Annotated in this window: 15 protein-coding genes; 5 read left to right on the top strand and 10 right to left on the bottom strand. The window is 61.0% G+C overall.

Features of this window, described 5'->3' with window-relative positions; translation table 11 throughout:
• Positions 1-477 precede the first annotated feature (477 nt).
• A complete protein-coding gene (locus tag AC1RJW_RS09990; protein ID WP_493044787.1) occupies positions 478-1272 on the bottom strand; it encodes a hypothetical protein in 795 nt (264 codons plus the stop codon).
• Complete coding sequence (locus AC1RJW_RS09985) at positions 1209-1589, bottom strand: hypothetical protein (RefSeq protein ID WP_493044786.1); 381 nt, start codon at positions 1587-1589, stop codon at positions 1209-1211. Before AC1RJW_RS09985 ends, AC1RJW_RS09990 begins: the two co-directional genes overlap by 64 nt.
• 241 nt (positions 1590-1830) lie before the next feature.
• Between AC1RJW_RS09985 and AC1RJW_RS09980 the strand changes: the two genes are divergently transcribed.
• Entirely contained in the window at positions 1831-2364 is a 534-nt protein-coding gene (locus AC1RJW_RS09980; protein WP_227742044.1) for a YggT family protein, read from the top strand.
• Between the two features lie 49 nt (positions 2365-2413).
• Here the strand turns inward: AC1RJW_RS09980 and AC1RJW_RS09975 are convergent, their stop codons facing one another.
• The 8 genes from AC1RJW_RS09975 to AC1RJW_RS09940 form a co-directional block, all read right to left on the bottom strand.
• Positions 2414-3352, bottom strand: coding sequence for a carbohydrate kinase family protein (locus AC1RJW_RS09975; protein WP_034746615.1), 939 nt, complete (start codon positions 3350-3352; stop codon positions 2414-2416).
• Positions 3353-3363: 11 nt separating this feature from the next.
• A complete protein-coding gene (locus AC1RJW_RS09970) occupies positions 3364-4629 on the bottom strand; it encodes a DUF3426 domain-containing protein (protein WP_493044785.1) in 1266 nt (421 codons plus the stop codon).
• 8 nt (positions 4630-4637) lie between these two features.
• The gene (gene prmA, locus AC1RJW_RS09965; protein WP_493044784.1) at positions 4638-5582 is read right to left on the bottom strand and encodes a 50S ribosomal protein L11 methyltransferase; all 945 of its coding nucleotides are present in this window, start codon (positions 5580-5582) and stop codon (positions 4638-4640) included.
• Positions 5579-6994 (bottom strand): acetyl-CoA carboxylase biotin carboxylase subunit, encoded by a 1416-nt coding sequence (gene accC / locus AC1RJW_RS09960; protein ID WP_070222157.1) that lies wholly within the window; start codon positions 6992-6994, stop codon positions 5579-5581. Before accC ends, prmA begins: the two co-directional genes overlap by 4 nt.
• A gap of 101 nt (positions 6995-7095) precedes the next feature.
• Complete coding sequence (gene accB, locus AC1RJW_RS09955; RefSeq protein WP_070222155.1) at positions 7096-7560, bottom strand: acetyl-CoA carboxylase biotin carboxyl carrier protein; 465 nt, start codon at positions 7558-7560, stop codon at positions 7096-7098.
• Positions 7561-7651: 91 nt separating this feature from the next.
• Entirely contained in the window at positions 7652-8089 is a 438-nt protein-coding gene (aroQ, locus tag AC1RJW_RS09950) for a type II 3-dehydroquinate dehydratase (protein ID WP_034746628.1), read from the bottom strand.
• Positions 8090-8171: 82 nt separating this feature from the next.
• Positions 8172-8726 (bottom strand): TlpA family protein disulfide reductase, encoded by a 555-nt coding sequence (locus AC1RJW_RS09945; protein WP_489629796.1) that lies wholly within the window; start codon positions 8724-8726, stop codon positions 8172-8174.
• A gap of 19 nt (positions 8727-8745) precedes the next feature.
• On the bottom strand, positions 8746-9396 hold the full coding sequence (locus AC1RJW_RS09940) for a hypothetical protein (protein ID WP_070290494.1): 651 nt from the start codon (positions 9394-9396) through the stop codon (positions 8746-8748).
• 115 nt (positions 9397-9511) lie between these two features.
• Here AC1RJW_RS09940 and mpl point away from each other — a divergent pair, with 115 nt between their 5' ends.
• From mpl to AC1RJW_RS09920, 4 genes are read left to right on the top strand one after another with little or no spacing between them, the layout of a single operon-like run.
• Positions 9512-10888 carry a UDP-N-acetylmuramate:L-alanyl-gamma-D-glutamyl-meso-diaminopimelate ligase gene (gene mpl, locus AC1RJW_RS09935; RefSeq protein WP_493044783.1) on the top strand — a complete coding sequence of 459 codons (1377 nt, stop codon included), beginning with the start codon at positions 9512-9514 and terminating at the stop codon, positions 10886-10888.
• Complete coding sequence (locus AC1RJW_RS09930) at positions 10885-11469, top strand: YqiA/YcfP family alpha/beta fold hydrolase (RefSeq protein WP_493044782.1); 585 nt, start codon at positions 10885-10887, stop codon at positions 11467-11469. The genes mpl and AC1RJW_RS09930 overlap by 4 nt, the downstream gene beginning before the upstream one ends.
• Positions 11466-12080, top strand: coding sequence for a chorismate--pyruvate lyase family protein (locus tag AC1RJW_RS09925; RefSeq protein ID WP_493044781.1), 615 nt, complete (start codon positions 11466-11468; stop codon positions 12078-12080). The genes AC1RJW_RS09930 and AC1RJW_RS09925 overlap by 4 nt, the downstream gene beginning before the upstream one ends.
• A gap of 2 nt (positions 12081-12082) precedes the next feature.
• Complete coding sequence (locus AC1RJW_RS09920) at positions 12083-14170, top strand: ribonuclease catalytic domain-containing protein (protein ID WP_493044780.1); 2088 nt, start codon at positions 12083-12085, stop codon at positions 14168-14170.
• Positions 14171-14290 lie beyond the last annotated feature (120 nt).

Genomic DNA, 14290 nt, shown 5'->3' with positions numbered 1-14290 from the left:
TCGTGCCGGTTGCGCATTGACAAGGTTTTCGTGTACTTTATGAGATTGCAAATGCGAGCGTTAGAATGCGGGGGTTTTTAACCAGCGCGGTAGCGAAAAAACCTCGCAAAACAGGGATACAGATTTACACGGATATGCACAAAACCACACCGTTTTCGTCTGCCGCCGTGCCCGAATTTTTTCAGGCATGGCGGTTTTTTATTTGACGCATGGGTGTTGTGGCGAGCGCGATGCGAGGAGCGAAAAAACGCACGGCATCGAAAACGAATGACCGAATTCAGACTTTGCCACCAGCTGCGAGATAAAGCAGGGTGGCACCGACGATGGCTGAAGCGCTGCAAACGTGAGGAGTTGCAGCAGTTCAGCTGGTGCCGAATTCATTAGCGCAAACGACCGTTTGTGCCGATGAATAATTCGCCTGGCCTATCCCTGTGGTGGGTCGGACGGGTTTAAATCTTGTAGCTTAAATTTCTCATCTCAGATGAAGGAGAGACAAATGGCAACAGCCGCTAAGAAATCAGAAGTAAAGAAACCAGCCGCCAAGGCTGCTCCTGCCGCGAAGAAGCCGGCAGCCGCAGCGAAGACGGTTGCCGCTAAACCAGCTGCCAAAGCCGCAGCGAAACCAGCAGCAAAACCAGCCGCCAAAGCCGCAGCCAAGCCTGCAGCAAAAGTGGCTGCCAAGCCAGTAGCGAAAGCCGCAGCAAAACCAGCGGCCAAGGCCGCAGCAAAACCGGCAGCTAAGCCGGCAGCCAAGCCAGCAGCGAAAGTGGCAGCGAAACCTGTCGCCAAGGCAGCAGCAAAGCCAGCGGCGAAAAAAGCCGTTGCCAAGCCAGCAGCAAAAGCTGCAGCGAAACCTGCCGCCAAGGCAGCAGCCAAGCCAGCAGTGAAAAAAGCCGCAGCGAAACCTGCAGCCAAGCCAGCAGCGAAAAAAGTCGTCGCCAAGGCAGCAGCCAAGCCGGCCGCCAAAGCAGCAGCGAAGCCAGCAGCTAAGGCAGCAGCCAAGCCAGCGGCCAAGGTAGTTGCGAAGCCGGCAGCGAAAAAAGCCGTAGCGAAACCTGCAGCCAAGGCAGCAGCAAAGCCGGCCGCCAAAGCGGCAGCCAAGCCAGCAGCGAAAAAAGTCGTCGCCAAGGCAGCAGCGAAGCCAGCTGCCAAAGCAGCAGCCAAGCCAGCAGCAAAAGCTGCAGCGAAGCCAGCGGCCAAGGCAGCAACTAAGGCTGCAGCGAAGCCAGCGGCCAAGGTAGCAGCGAAGCCGGCAGCAAAAGCTGCCGCCAAGCCAGCGGCCAAGGCAGCAGCGAAGCCGGCAGCAAAAGCTGCCGCCAAGCCAGCGGCCAAGGTCGCCGCCAAGCCGGCAGCCAAAGCAGCAGCGAAACCTGCCGCCAAGGTTGCAGCGAAGCCAGCAGCGAAGCCAGCAGCGAAACCTGCAGCCAAGCCAGCGGCCAAGGTAGCAGCGAAGCCGGCGGCAAAAGCTGCAGCCAAGCCAGCGGCCAAGCCGGCAGCGAAAGCAGCAGCGAAACCTGCCGCCAAGCCAGCCGCAGCGCCAGTCGTGGCAGCCGCACCAGCAGCAGCGCCGGCAGCAGCTCCAGCGGCACCAGCCGCCGTGGCCGCCAAGAAGGCCGCGCCTAAAAAGGCCGCACCGAAGAAGGCAGCGCCTGTCGCCAAGCCATCGGCGCCTATCGCACCTGTAGCAAAAACCGTGTTGGCACCGGCTGCAGCCTGGCCATTCCCAACCAGCACCCGCCCATCGTAATTCCAACGATACGGGTGCCTGGATGAGGCAACACGCCGCTGTGTGACTCAATCACACAGCGGTTTTTTTTTGGAGAATTAGTCGTGCTGATCGTTATCCTTACATTGATCGTTGATACCATCGCCACCTTGCTGGGGGGCGTGTTGCTGCTGCGCTTCTGGATGCAGGCGGTGCGCGTGCGGCCGCCCTCGTCGGTGGCGCAATTCACGTTTCAATTGTCCGACTGGCTGGTGCGCCCCCTGCGCCGCGTGGTGCCGGGCGTGGGCGGGTATGACTGGGCCAGCCTGATCGGCGCCTTCCTGATCGTGCTGCTGGCCAGCTCGGTGCTGTTTATTTCCGGCGCTCCCGTCGAAGTGGTACTGCTCAAGTCGCTGCAACGCTTCCTGCAATGGATACTCTACGGTTTCATGGCTTTGCTGATCATCGAAGCCATCTTCAGCTGGGTCAATCCGCATGCGCCGCTGGCGCCGTTTGTACGGGCCCTGAACGAGCCGCTGCTGCGTCCGATCCGCAAGGTGGTGCCGCTGGTAGGCAGCCTGGACCTGTCGCTGCTGGTGGCGTTGATTTTGCTGCAGATTGCGCAAGTGCTGGTGGGGATGATTATTGTGCTGAGGTAAGGCGGGGAGGTCGGCCTGGCGCTGAGGCGCAAGCCGACCTGGCTATCTGTTAATAGCGGTAACCGAATGCCGCTTCGAACTGGTCGGCGATGCTCTCCGGCGTAAACACATGGTTTTGCGCGCCCTGGGTGGCGATCTTGATGGCGCCCAGCAGGCTGGCCAGACGGCCGCTGGTTTCCCAGCCCAGGTCGTTGGTGATGCCGAACAGCAAGCCGGCACGGTAGGCGTCGCCGCAACCGGTCGGGTCCAGCACTTCCTTGGCGGTCACGACAGGAATGTCGATGCGCTTGCCGTCCGTATAGATTTCCGATCCTTTTTCGCCACGCGTGACGATCAGCGCTTCCAGGCGGCTGGCGATGTCCGGCAGGGTCAAGCCCGTGCGTTCCATCAACATTTCCATCTCATAATCGTTGGCCGACACATACGTGGCCTTGTTGATGAAGTCGATCAACTGTTCGCCATTGAAGCGTGGCAACTGTTGACCCGGGTCAAACATGAAGGGGATGCCCAGCTCGGCCAGGTCGGCGGCGTGCTTGAGCATGCCCTGGTCGCCGTCCGGCGAGATGATGGCGACCTTGGCCGGACCCGCATTGGCGATCGGGTTTTCATGTGCAAACGACATGGCGCCCGGGTGGAAGGCGTTGATCTGGTTATTGTCCGCATCTGCCGTGACGAAGCACTGCGCGTTGTAGCTGTCAGCCTTGATCAGGATGTTGGCGGTGGAAATGCCCAGCTTTTGCAGGCGTTCCAGATAGGCGGCGCTATCTTGCCCCATGACACCGACGATGCGCGGGTCGCCGCCCAGCATTTTCAGGCTGTAGGCGATATTGCCCGAGCAGCCGCCGAACTCTGTGCGCATGGTGGGCACGAGGAAGGAGACGTTCACCTTGTGCAACTGGTCGGCCAGCAGGGATTCACCAAAGCGGCCAGGGAATTGCATGATGGTGTCGGTGGCAAGCGAGCCGCAGATCAGCGATGTTTTGGTCATGATAGTGTCTGTTAAGGGTAGAAGATGGCGATATGGTAGCCAGACGCCGTGAGCTGGTCTAATGCAAAATACAGTTTGATGGTTTGTTCCGAGCGCGGCGCAAACCCCGCACTGACGTCGATCGTGGCCGGCAGATAGTCGCGCGGCGCGATCACGCGGCGCAAGAGGGGCTTGTCGTTCGCGTCGTTGAGGATCAGTTCGATGCTGGGCCAGGCTTGCACGCTGCGGCTGTGGTTGCGCAGCAGCGAGACATAGGAAAAGGTTTGTTCCTTCAGTGTCTGCAACTCGCCCTGCTCAATGGCCAGCGCCTCGATCTGCGCCGGCAAGTCGACCTGGCAGCCGCTGAGCTTGCACAGCGCGACCAGGGTCGGCTTCCACTGCGGAAATTGCGCCGCCAGCGGATTGCGGAAGGTGGTCATTACTTGCAGGAATAAAAAAAGCAGCAGCGCCAGCGAGCCGATAGCCATGGCCACGCGCAGGGCTTTGCCGCTCTGTTCGCGGCGCCGGCCCTGGGTGACAAAGGCCGGCTCGTCGTGGGCCGACGGCAGGACTGGTTCCTCATGCTCTTCGGCTGGAGCCGGCGCAACGGGGGCGGCGGACAGCGGCGTGAAGGAATGGTCGGCCAGCGTCGGTTCCCGGCGTGCGGGGCTGGTTGCGGCAGGCGCAGGCGGCACCGGCTTGTCCAGGCTGACTTTTTCCGTCGCCGGCAGCGCCGGTGCGGTGCCAGCGTCCAGATTCGGTTCGCGGCGGCTGTCGCGCAGATACGTGGCGAAGGCGGGCACGTCATCGACCTGGCGGCGCCTGAAGGGCGCCATCGGCTGGGGCAGCGGCGCTTCGGGTAGCTCTGCCGGTGTTTCTGCAGGGAATTCAATAATAGGTGCGGCGACAGGCGCGTGGGCCGGCACCTCGTCGGGGAGGACCACGTTGAGGTCCAGCTCGATGTGCTCATCATCGTCTGCGTCGTCCTTGAGCTGCGCCGTTTCCGGCAAGATGCCGAACGGGTCGAACGAGGTGTCGAAGTCGAGGGAATAAATGGGTTCGTCATCCGTAGCGGACGGCAGGGTGTTGTCGACCGGATAACTGGTTGACGGCGGGGTGGCAGTGGCGGGGCCGGACGTTAAAAACGGCGATGCCGCAGCTGGATCGACCAGCGCGGCATTGCCGTCAAACACTTCCCTGCACGTGCCACAGCGCACGATGCCCCCACGTAACTTCAACTGGTCAGCAGCGACCCGAAATATCGTGTTGCAATGGGGGCATTTGGTGGCGAGGGCCATTGCTGTGCTTATGCACCTTCCGCACGGGGCGCAGGCGCTTGCGTTGCACCCAGGCGACCATGCAGGGCCACCCAGCCGTCTTGCTCGGCCCACACACCCAGCTGGATGAATGGCGCATAGGCGGCGGCCACTTCTTCCGCCTGGCGTGCCAGGACGCCGGACAGGATCAGGGCGCCACCGTCGGCAACGCGGCCCGACAGCATCGGCGCCATCAGTTTCAATGGGCTCGACAGGATATTCGCGACGACGATGTCAAACTTGGCCGTGGCGTGTGCCGAGGTGGCAAACGTGTCTGGCAAGAAATATTCGATGTCGCACTGGTTGCGCTCGGCATTGTCGCGCGCCGATTCGATCGCCTGCGGGTCGATATCGACGCCGGCCACCGTTTGCGCACCGAGTTTCTTTGCCACCATAGCCAGGATGCCGGAACCGCAACCGTAGTCGAGCACGGTCTTGCCTGGGGCCGGATTGGCTTCCAGCCATTCCATGCACAAACGCGTGGTCGGATGGCTGCCCGTGCCGAAAGCCAGGCCGGGGTCCAGTTCCAGGATCAGACCGCTTGGGTCCGGTGCCTCGTGCCAGCTGGGCACGACCCAGATATTCTTGCCGATGTGAATCGGTGCGAATTGCGACTGGGTCAGACGCACCCAGTCCTGCTCTTCCACGGGGCGCATGGTAAAGGCGGGCACTTCCGTCATGCCGACGGCTTGCGCAGCGGCGGCGACGATGGCGGCCTGGTCGGCGTCGACGTCCGTCAGCGCCACCACGCGGCTGCGTTCCCACGCCGCTTCCTTGGGTTCCATGCCGGGCTCGCCAAACAGGGGCTGCTCGGCATCCGTGCCTTCATCGGCGTCTTCCACCGATACCGACAGGGCGCCCGCTTCCATCAACGCGTCGGACATGGCCTCGGCGTTGTCACGGGCGATTTCGATGACGATTTCCGTCCAGCTCATGCGCCCGCCTTGATTTCGGATTTCTTGGCGATGCTGGGGCTGCCGCCATTCAGGTTCTTGCCCAGGTCCGGCATGTCGGCCAGTTTCTGTTCCAGATAGTGAATGTTGGTGCCGCCTTCGATGAAGCGCGCGTCGATCATCAGTTCGCGGTGCAGGGCGATATTCGTGTTGATGCCTTCGACCACCATTTCGGACAGGGCGATCTGCATGCGGCGGATCGCTTGTTCGCGCGTGGCGCCGTAAGCGATCACTTTGCCGATCATCGAGTCGTAGTGCGGCGGCACGTAGTAGCCGGCGTAGGCGTGCGAATCGACGCGGATGCCTGGGCCACCCGGTGCATGCCACGACACGATCTTGCCTGGCGATGGCGTGAATTTGAACGGATCTTCCGCATTGATGCGGCACTCGATGGCGTGGCCCGACAGCAAGACGTCGCGCTGGCGGAAACGCAGTTTTTCGCCGGCGGCGATGCGGATCTGTTCTTGCACGATGTCGATGCCGGTGATCATCTCGGTGACGGGATGCTCCACCTGCACGCGGGTATTCATTTCAATGAAATAGAACTCGCCGTTTTCGTACAGGAATTCAAACGTGCCGGCGCCGCGGTAGCCGATCTTGCGGCATGCCTCGGCGCAACGGTCGCCGATTTTCTCGATCAGTTTGCGCGGGATGCCCGGCGCCGGTGCTTCTTCGATCACTTTCTGGTGGCGGCGCTGCATGGAGCAGTCGCGCTCGCCCAGCCAGACGGCGTTCTTGTGTTCGTCGGCGAGGATCTGGATTTCCACGTGGCGCGGATTTTCCAGGTACTTCTCCATATACACTTCAGGGTTGCCGAAAGCGGTGCCCGCTTCCGTCTTGGTCATCGCCACGGCGTTGATCAGGGCCGCTTCCGTGTGCACCACGCGCATGCCGCGTCCACCACCGCCGCCGGCGGCCTTGATGATGACCGGGTAGCCGATCTTGCGGGCAATTTGCACGATCGCTTTCGGATCGTCCGGCAACGCGCCTTCCGAGCCGGGTACGCACGGTACGCCAGCCTTGATCATGGTTTGCTTGGCCGACACTTTGTCGCCCATCAAGCGGATCGATTCGGAGCGGGGGCCGATGAAGACGAAGCCCGATTTCTCGACGCGTTCGGCAAAGTCGGCATTTTCCGACAGGAAGCCATAGCCTGGGTGAATCGCTTGCGCATCCGTCACTTCAGCGGCGCTGATAATGGCGGGCATGTTCAGGTAGCTCAGGGTCGACTGTGCCGGCCCGATACAAACGGATTCGTCGGCCAGCTTGACGTATTTCGCGTCCTTGTCGGCTTCGGAGTGGACTACAACCGTTTTAATGCCCATTTCGCGGCAGGCGCGCTGAATACGGAGGGCAATTTCACCACGGTTGGCAATCAGGATTTTTTCAAACATGGTAGGTTCGCGTATGTCTGTGAGAGCCGGCGAGCCGGCGAAACAACAAGTGTGAGGGGCTAAAACTGCAAACGGCCGTTGCCGGCCGTGTGGACTGGGTTTTAGCCGATCACAAACAAGGGTTGACCGAATTCGACCGGTTGGCCGTTTTCGACCAGGATCTGGGTCACGACACCGGCTTTATCGGAGTCGATTTCATTCAGCAGCTTCATCGCTTCGATGATGCACAGGGTATCACCTTCCTTGACGGTCGAGCCCACTTCAACATAGGCGGCGCTGCCAGGAGCGGAGGAGCGGTAGAAGGTGCCGACCATCGGCGACTTGACCACATAGCCCGTTGGCTCGGCGGCGACCACGACGGCAGGTGCCGCAGCGGGAGCGGCGGCTGGCGCGGCTGGCTGGTATTGGGCTTGCATGCCTTGCGGCTGCATCATGACCATCTGGTTTTGCGGCATGGCCGACGATTTGACGATGCGAACCTTGCTTTCGCCTTCGGTAACTTCCAGCTCTGCGATATCCGATTCGGCGACCAGGTCGATCAAGGTCTTGAGTTTTCGTAGATCCATGTAAAACCCCTAGGAATGTAGTTTGTTTTATGAGTGATGCGGTGATGTCCAAGAGCCTATCGCCGCGCTAAATGCGTGCAGATCGCGTAGATTAACGTTTTTTAAGCGCAAAGTCGATGGCAAACCGATATCCATCGATACCTAGCCCGCAGATCGTCCCCTGCGCGATCGCGCTGAGAAATGAGTGATGTCGAAACGTTTCGCGTTGATAAATATTCGAGATATGGACTTCCACGAACGGGATGGCGACCCCGGCCAGCGCATCGCGCAAGGCAACGCTGGTATGGGTCAGGCCGCCCGGATTGATGACGATGGCATCGATCCCTTCCGCTCGCGCGGCATGGATGCGGTCGATCAGCGCGCCTTCGTGGTTGCTTTGAAAGCAGACCAGGTCGGCACCGGCCGCCATGGCTTGCGCCATTGCTGCCTGCTCGATATCGGCCAAGGTGCTGGCGCCGTAGACCTCAGGCTCGCGCGTTCCCAGCAAATTCAGGTTGGGACCGTTGAGCAGAAGGAGGTTTTTTGCCATGTATGGAAGACCGTTTTAGCGAAAGTTCCGCATTTTGCCGCCAAAGATACGCATTGGCAAGAGAAAAAAGCACGCTCCGAATTTACAATTTATCCAGATCGGCGCGCAACTGATCAAATTTCAAGCGGCCCAGATAGGTCTTTTTGACTTCGCCATCGGCGCCGATCAGCACCGTAAAGGGCAAGCCGCCCGTGGCATTGCCAAAATGACGCGACAGGTCGGTACCGCTCATGCCGGAGACATACACGGGATAGGCGATCTTGACCTTGCTGGCAAAAGTGGCAATATTGCTGGCCGAATCGATGCCAATGCCGATGACCTGCAGGTTTTTCGCCGCATAGTGGCCTTGTACTTCGGATAACTCCGGCATTTCTTCCACGCAAGGCGGGCACCACGGGGCCCAGAAATTGACCAGCAAATTCTTGCCTTTCCATTGCGACAAGGCTTGCGTGGCGCCCGCCGCGTCCGGCAAGGACAGCGCATACAGCTCATTGACGGGACCCGTCGCGCCTGGCGCGATGGTGGTCGTCAGCGGTCCCGCTGCTTTCGTTTTTTCCTTGCTCAAACCGACGTAGGCGCCCATGCCGCCAAACATCAGCGCGACGATGGCGCAGGCGATCCAATTCTTTTTTGTCATAACTTTATCTATATCAATGTTAGTCGGCAGCCGGCACGCCATCGGCAAGGCTGGCGGCCAGCAGGCTGCGCAGCCCGGCGATATCGGTGCGCAGCACCTTGCCGTCCGCCTTGGCTTTCAGCGCGCCGCGCATATCGTCGAGCTCATACATGGCCGCGTGCACGCCTTCATTTTTCCACAAGAAACTGGCTGTCTCGACCGCATCATAACGCGCTCCCTTGAAATGCGGGCTTTCCGACATGTCGAGCACGACATTTTTATTCAGCAGGAAGATGTGGATTTCCTTGGCGCTCTCGGCAAACAGCTGCAAATAGATCTCGTCGTGGGGGCCGGCCGTGCCGTTGAGCACGGGGCCGCTGAGCAGGGGATGAAATTGTTGCAACGCTTCCATGACCTGCAGCGCAATCGTGCGCAGCTGGAACAGGCGCGCCGGCTGGCTGTCGGCCAGGAACAGGGCATTGTATTGCCGCACCTGCTCCTCGATCATGTCGTTGTCCGGCAGTATATTGGGCCGATTCGTGGGCCGGTTCGGCGCGTCGCCCAGGACTTGCCGCGCCGCCTTGCGCTTGGCGCTGCCATAGTCGGCGCCATCCTGCGCCACGAGGCGCGCGGCAGCGGCGGCGATTTCCAGGCGCAACTGCGCGCTATCGTCAAATGCATCGTTCGTCATGAGCGAGATGATACTCCGAAGCGGAAAAAGTCATGGCGTCAGGTAAAATCCTGCACTTGCTGTTTTTTATCTCACCGTCTTACTTACTTAAGCGTGCGCCTTTCGCACTGATCACATGCATATTCATATTCTCGGTATTTGCGGTACCTTCATGGGCGGCCTGGCTGTCCTGGCCAAGGAAGCCGGCCATAAAGTCACCGGTTGCGATGCCAACGTCTATCCGCCGATGAGCACTCAGCTGGAATCGCAGGGAATCGAACTGATCCAGGGGTTCGATCCGGAACAGACCAAGCTGAACCCGGATTTGTATGTGATTGGCAATGTCGTCTCGCGCGGCAACCCGCTGGTGGAAGAAATCCTCAACCGCAGCCTGCCGTATGTATCGGGTCCGCAGTGGATCGGCGAACACATCCTGCGCGATCGGTGGGTACTGGCCGTGGCCGGCACGCATGGCAAGACGACAACATCAGCCATGCTGGCCTGGATACTCGAAGACGCGGGCTACGCGCCGGGCTTCCTGATCGGCGGCGTGCCGATGAACTTTGGCATTTCGGCCCGCCTCAGCGGCAAGATCGATGGCAAGAGCGCCGATTCGGACTTCTTCGTCATCGAAGCCGACGAATACGATACGGCCTTCTTCGACAAGCGTAGCAAGTTCGTGCATTACCACGCGAAGACGGCCGTCATGAATAACCTGGAATACGATCACGCCGATATCTTCCCCGATCTGCACGCGATCGAGACGCAATTCCACCATCTGGTGCGCACCGTGCCCGGCATCGGCCGCCTGGTCTACAACGGCGACGAGGCGTCGCTGCAGCGCGTGCTGGCGCGTGGTTGCTGGAGCGAACAGGAAAGTTTTGGTCAAGATGCCAACTGGCAACTGCAAGAGCAGGCCGATGGCAGCTTCGACGTGTTCTTCAATGGAAAGCAGGAAGGCCACGTGGCGTGGGCGCTCACGGGCAAGCACAACCGCAGCAATGCGCTGGCGGCCATCGCCGCCGCGCGCCACGTGGGCGTACCCATTGCCCAGGCGTGCGCCTCGCTGGCCACGTTCGAGAGCGTCAAGCGCCGCATGGAAGTGCGCGGCGTCGTCAACAATATTACCGTGTACGATGATTTCGCCCACCACCCGACGGCGATTGCCACCACCGTGGGCGGCTTGCGCCAAAAAGTTGGCGGCAGCGCCCGCATCCTGGCCGTGCTGGAGCCGCGCTCGAACACCATGAAGCTGGGCGCCATGAAAGATGCGCTGCCGGGCAGCCTGAAGGATGCGGACCTGGTCTTCGGCTTCGGCAGCCAGCAAGCGCTGGGCTGGAGCCTGGGCGACGCGCTGGCGCCGCTGGGCAAGATCGCCAGCGCGTATGAGGATATCGATACCCTGGTGGTGGCCGTGGCGGCTGCCGCTCGTCCCGGCGACCAGATCGTCGTCATGAGCAACGGCGGCTTTGGCGGCGTGCACCAGAAATTGCTGGAGGCGCTCGGCCGATGATTCTGTACCTGCATGGATTCCGTTCGTCGCCCCTGTCGATGAAGTCGCGCCTGCTGGCTGCGCAGATGCAGGCGCTGGGCCGCGAAGCAGAGTGGCTGTGCCCGCAATTGCCGGCCTCGCCCAAGCTGGCCATCGAATTGGCCTTGTCATTAGTCAACAACGTGGCGCCAGCGGACCTGACGATTATCGGCTCCTCCCTGGGGGGGTATTACGCCACCTGGCTGGCCGAGCGGCTCGGTTGCCGCGCAGTATTGCTCAATCCCGCCATCGTGCCCCTGATCGACCTGGAACAGCATGTGGGCGTGACGACGGAGTTTCATTCTGACAAGCCATTCGAGTTCAAGCGCGAATACATCGCCGAGCTTGGAAGCTTTGCTGTAGAGCAAATTACTGAACCGCAACGTTACTTCCTGATTGCCGCCACGGGCGATGAAGTGCTCGACTACCGCGACATGGTGGCGCATTATCAGGGGGCGCAGCAGTGCGTCATCGATGGCAGCGACCATGGCATCAGCGAATTTGCCGCATACCTGGCGCCCGTGCTGGCCTTTTGCGGCATCCCGACGGACGCGGCCCAGTGAGGCCGGGTTCGCTGCGCCAGGCGCAATGGCATGCGCACGTCAACGCCGTCAATGCGCCGCCGGCCTTGCGCCATTGGCTCACGGGCGGCGGTTCGTTGACGGCCAAGCTGAAAGCGCATAGCCAGGCATTCCGCGTGCAATGTTTGCATCAGGAAACGGCACGCTGCCTGAGCGACGAGGCCGCCATCATTGGTTTGCACCGCGCGGGCCGGGTATGGGAACGCGAAGTGCTGTTGCGTTGTGATAACAGACCGGCCGTGTTTGGCCATACCGTCGTGCCCATGCAGGCGACGGCCACGGACTGGCCCTTGTTTTCCGCGCTGGGCGAGCGTTCGCTGGGCACGACCCTGTTTGGCGACCGCATGGTGCGTCGCGGTGCACTGGAATTTGCCCGCTTGCGTGCCGGGCACCCGCTGGTGCAGCGGGCACAGGCGGCGCTGGCATTGGAAGGGCGGCGCTTTGACGCCAAGTCGCTGTTTTTTGCCCGCCGCTGCCTGTATCAGCGTCACCAGGGCTTGCTGCTGGTAACCGAAGTATTTTTGCCGGCGGTGCTCGAGTTGACATCCATCACTCGCACCGTTGCAACCGACACATTAATAAACAAAGCATAACAATGAATCTATTTTTTGAAGAATCCGGCGATTTCAAGGTCGGCACGGTCCTGTCGCAAGCGGGTGAAGCGTATCAGGTCGAAATGGCCAGCGGCAAGCGCACCAAGGTCAAGGTCAAGGATGTGCTGCTGCAGTATGAAAAGCCGGCCCCGGCCGAGCTACTGGAACAGGCCAAGGCCGTTGCCGCAGAGATCGATCTCGATTTCCTGTGGGAAGTGGCGGGCGAAGACGAGTTCGGCTTTGCCGAGCTGGGCGCCGAGTATTTCGGCCATGCCCCCTTGCCGCCGGAAGCGGCCGGCCTGATCCTGGCCCTGCATTCGGCGCCCGTGTATTTCTACAAGAAGGGCCGTGGCCGCTACAAGGCGGCGCCGGAAGCATCCTTGAAGGCGGCCCTTGCCGGTATCGAAAAGAAAAAGCAGCAGGCGCTGGTGCAGGCAGGCTATGTGGAAGAGCTGAAACAGAACCGCTTGCCGGCCTCGATGCAACCGATGGTGCTGCAACTGCTGTTCAAGCCGGACAAGAACACGATTGAATACAAGGCGCTGGAAGCGGCGTGCACGGAATTGCACACGACGCCGCCGCGCCTGATGCTGGCCGTCGGTGGTATTGCTTCGCCGAAAGACTTGCACCTGTCGAAATTCCTCTTCGAAAATTTCCCCAAGGGCGCCGGTTTCCCGAGCGTCCCTGTGCCTTCCGTGACGGCCAAGCTGCCGCTGGCCGACGTGGCCGCCTTCTCGATCGACGACGTGACCACCACCGAGATCGACGATGCGTTTTCCGTGCAGCCGTTGCCGGATGGCACCGTGAAAGTGGGCATTCACATCGCCGCGCCGGGCCTGGGCATCCGCCCGGAAGACGTGATCGACAAGATGGCGCGCCAGCGCATGTCGACCGTCTACATGCCGGGCGACAAGATCACCATGCTGCCGGACGAAATCGTCAATGCATTTACCCTGGCGGAAGGCACGACGTGTCCGGCCCTGTCGCTGTACGCCACTCTGGACCCGAAAGCGGACTGGGCCGTGGTCAGCACGCAGACGCGCGCCGAGCTGGTGCCGATCGCCAGCAACTTGCGCCATAACCAGCTCGACGATCTGGTCAACGAAGAAACCCTGGCCAGCGGCGAGGGAGAATACCCGCACAAGGCCGATTTCGCTGTGCTGTGGCAATGGGCGCAGCAGCTGGAACAGGGCCGCATGAAGAAGCGCGAAGCGTTTGGCCTGAAGCCGGAACAGAATAACCGCGTCGATTTCAACTTCTATGTAGAAAACGACATCGTCACCGTGGCGCGCCGCAAGCGCGGGGCGCCGCTGGACAAGATCGTTGCCGAATTGATGATTTTCGCCAACAGTACCTGGGGCAAGATGTTGCACGACCATGGCGTGCCCGGCATCTACCGCAGCCAGGGCGGCGGCAGCGGCAATAGCTGGGCTGCAAAGATGCAGGTGCGCATGGTCACCCATGCCGCGCCGCACCAGGGCCTGGGCGTGGATCAATACGCGTGGAGCACTTCGCCCTTGCGCCGCTACACGGACCTGGTGAACCAGTGGCAAATCATCGCCTGCGCCGAGCATGGCGTGACGGCGCCGCTGGTGGCCCCGTTCAAGCCGCGCGATGCGAATCTGTTCGCCATCGTCTCGGCTTTCGACGCCGCCTATGCCGCGTATGGCGATTTCCAGTCGAATATGGAACGCTACTGGTGCTTGCGCTGGCTGCACCAGGAAAACGCGCGCCAGGTCGATGCCGTCGTGCTGAAAGACGAGATTTTGCGCCTGGTCGACATTCCGCTGGTCATCAAGCTGCCGGGCATGCCATCGGTGGCGCGCGGTGCCCAGGTGAAACTGGACTTGCTGCGCTGGGATGAAGTCGACCTGAGCATCGAAGCGCGCTTGCTGGAAATCGCCGCCGTGCCCGATGCGGCGGCCGATGCCGAGCTCGACTACGAAGAAGAATCGGGCGACGAAGGCGCCGGCGAGGACGACGCGGCGCCGGAAGCATCGCCGGAAGCGGCGAACCAGGTCAGCGATGCCGATGCGGAAGTGGCAGAACTGGCCAGCGAAGACGTGGTCAGCGAACCCGAGGTCAAGTAAGGCCGCGGGGCGGCGCGAAAAACGGGAGCAAAACTGTTTCCAGCGCCGTCCTTTGACGTAGAATTCAGCAGTCTTGTATCTTGTGCTTGTTGCGAACTGGGTTGCGCGTGAAGTCTTTCC

The organism is Janthinobacterium sp. GW822-FHT07A03, assembly GCF_058798815.1.
The sequence above is the reverse complement of the archived record's forward strand: the minus strand, read 5'-3'. Positions and strand labels throughout refer to the sequence as shown.

Excerpts from the sequence above, each read along its gene's own strand:
- mpl (WP_493044783.1), top strand. The coding sequence starts at position 9,512 with ATGCATATTCATATTCTCGGTATTTGCGGTACCTTCATGGGCGGCCTG.
- AC1RJW_RS09940 (WP_070290494.1), bottom strand. The coding sequence starts at position 9,396 with ATGACGAACGATGCATTTGACGATAGCGCGCAGTTGCGCCTGGAAATC.
- AC1RJW_RS09945 (WP_489629796.1), bottom strand. The coding sequence starts at position 8,726 with ATGACAAAAAAGAATTGGATCGCCTGCGCCATCGTCGCGCTGATGTTT.
- accB (WP_070222155.1), bottom strand. The coding sequence starts at position 7,560 with ATGGATCTACGAAAACTCAAGACCTTGATCGACCTGGTCGCCGAATCG.
- accC (WP_070222157.1), bottom strand. The coding sequence starts at position 6,994 with ATGTTTGAAAAAATCCTGATTGCCAACCGTGGTGAAATTGCCCTCCGT.
- AC1RJW_RS09975 (WP_034746615.1), bottom strand. The coding sequence starts at position 3,352 with ATGACCAAAACATCGCTGATCTGCGGCTCGCTTGCCACCGACACCATC.
- AC1RJW_RS09930 (WP_493044782.1), top strand. The coding sequence starts at position 10,885 with ATGATTCTGTACCTGCATGGATTCCGTTCGTCGCCCCTGTCGATGAAG.
- prmA (WP_493044784.1), bottom strand. The coding sequence starts at position 5,582 with ATGAGCTGGACGGAAATCGTCATCGAAATCGCCCGTGACAACGCCGAG.
- AC1RJW_RS09970 (WP_493044785.1), bottom strand. The coding sequence starts at position 4,629 with ATGGCCCTCGCCACCAAATGCCCCCATTGCAACACGATATTTCGGGTC.
- AC1RJW_RS09920 (WP_493044780.1), top strand. The coding sequence starts at position 12,083 with ATGAATCTATTTTTTGAAGAATCCGGCGATTTCAAGGTCGGCACGGTC.
- aroQ (WP_034746628.1), bottom strand. The coding sequence starts at position 8,089 with ATGGCAAAAAACCTCCTTCTGCTCAACGGTCCCAACCTGAATTTGCTG.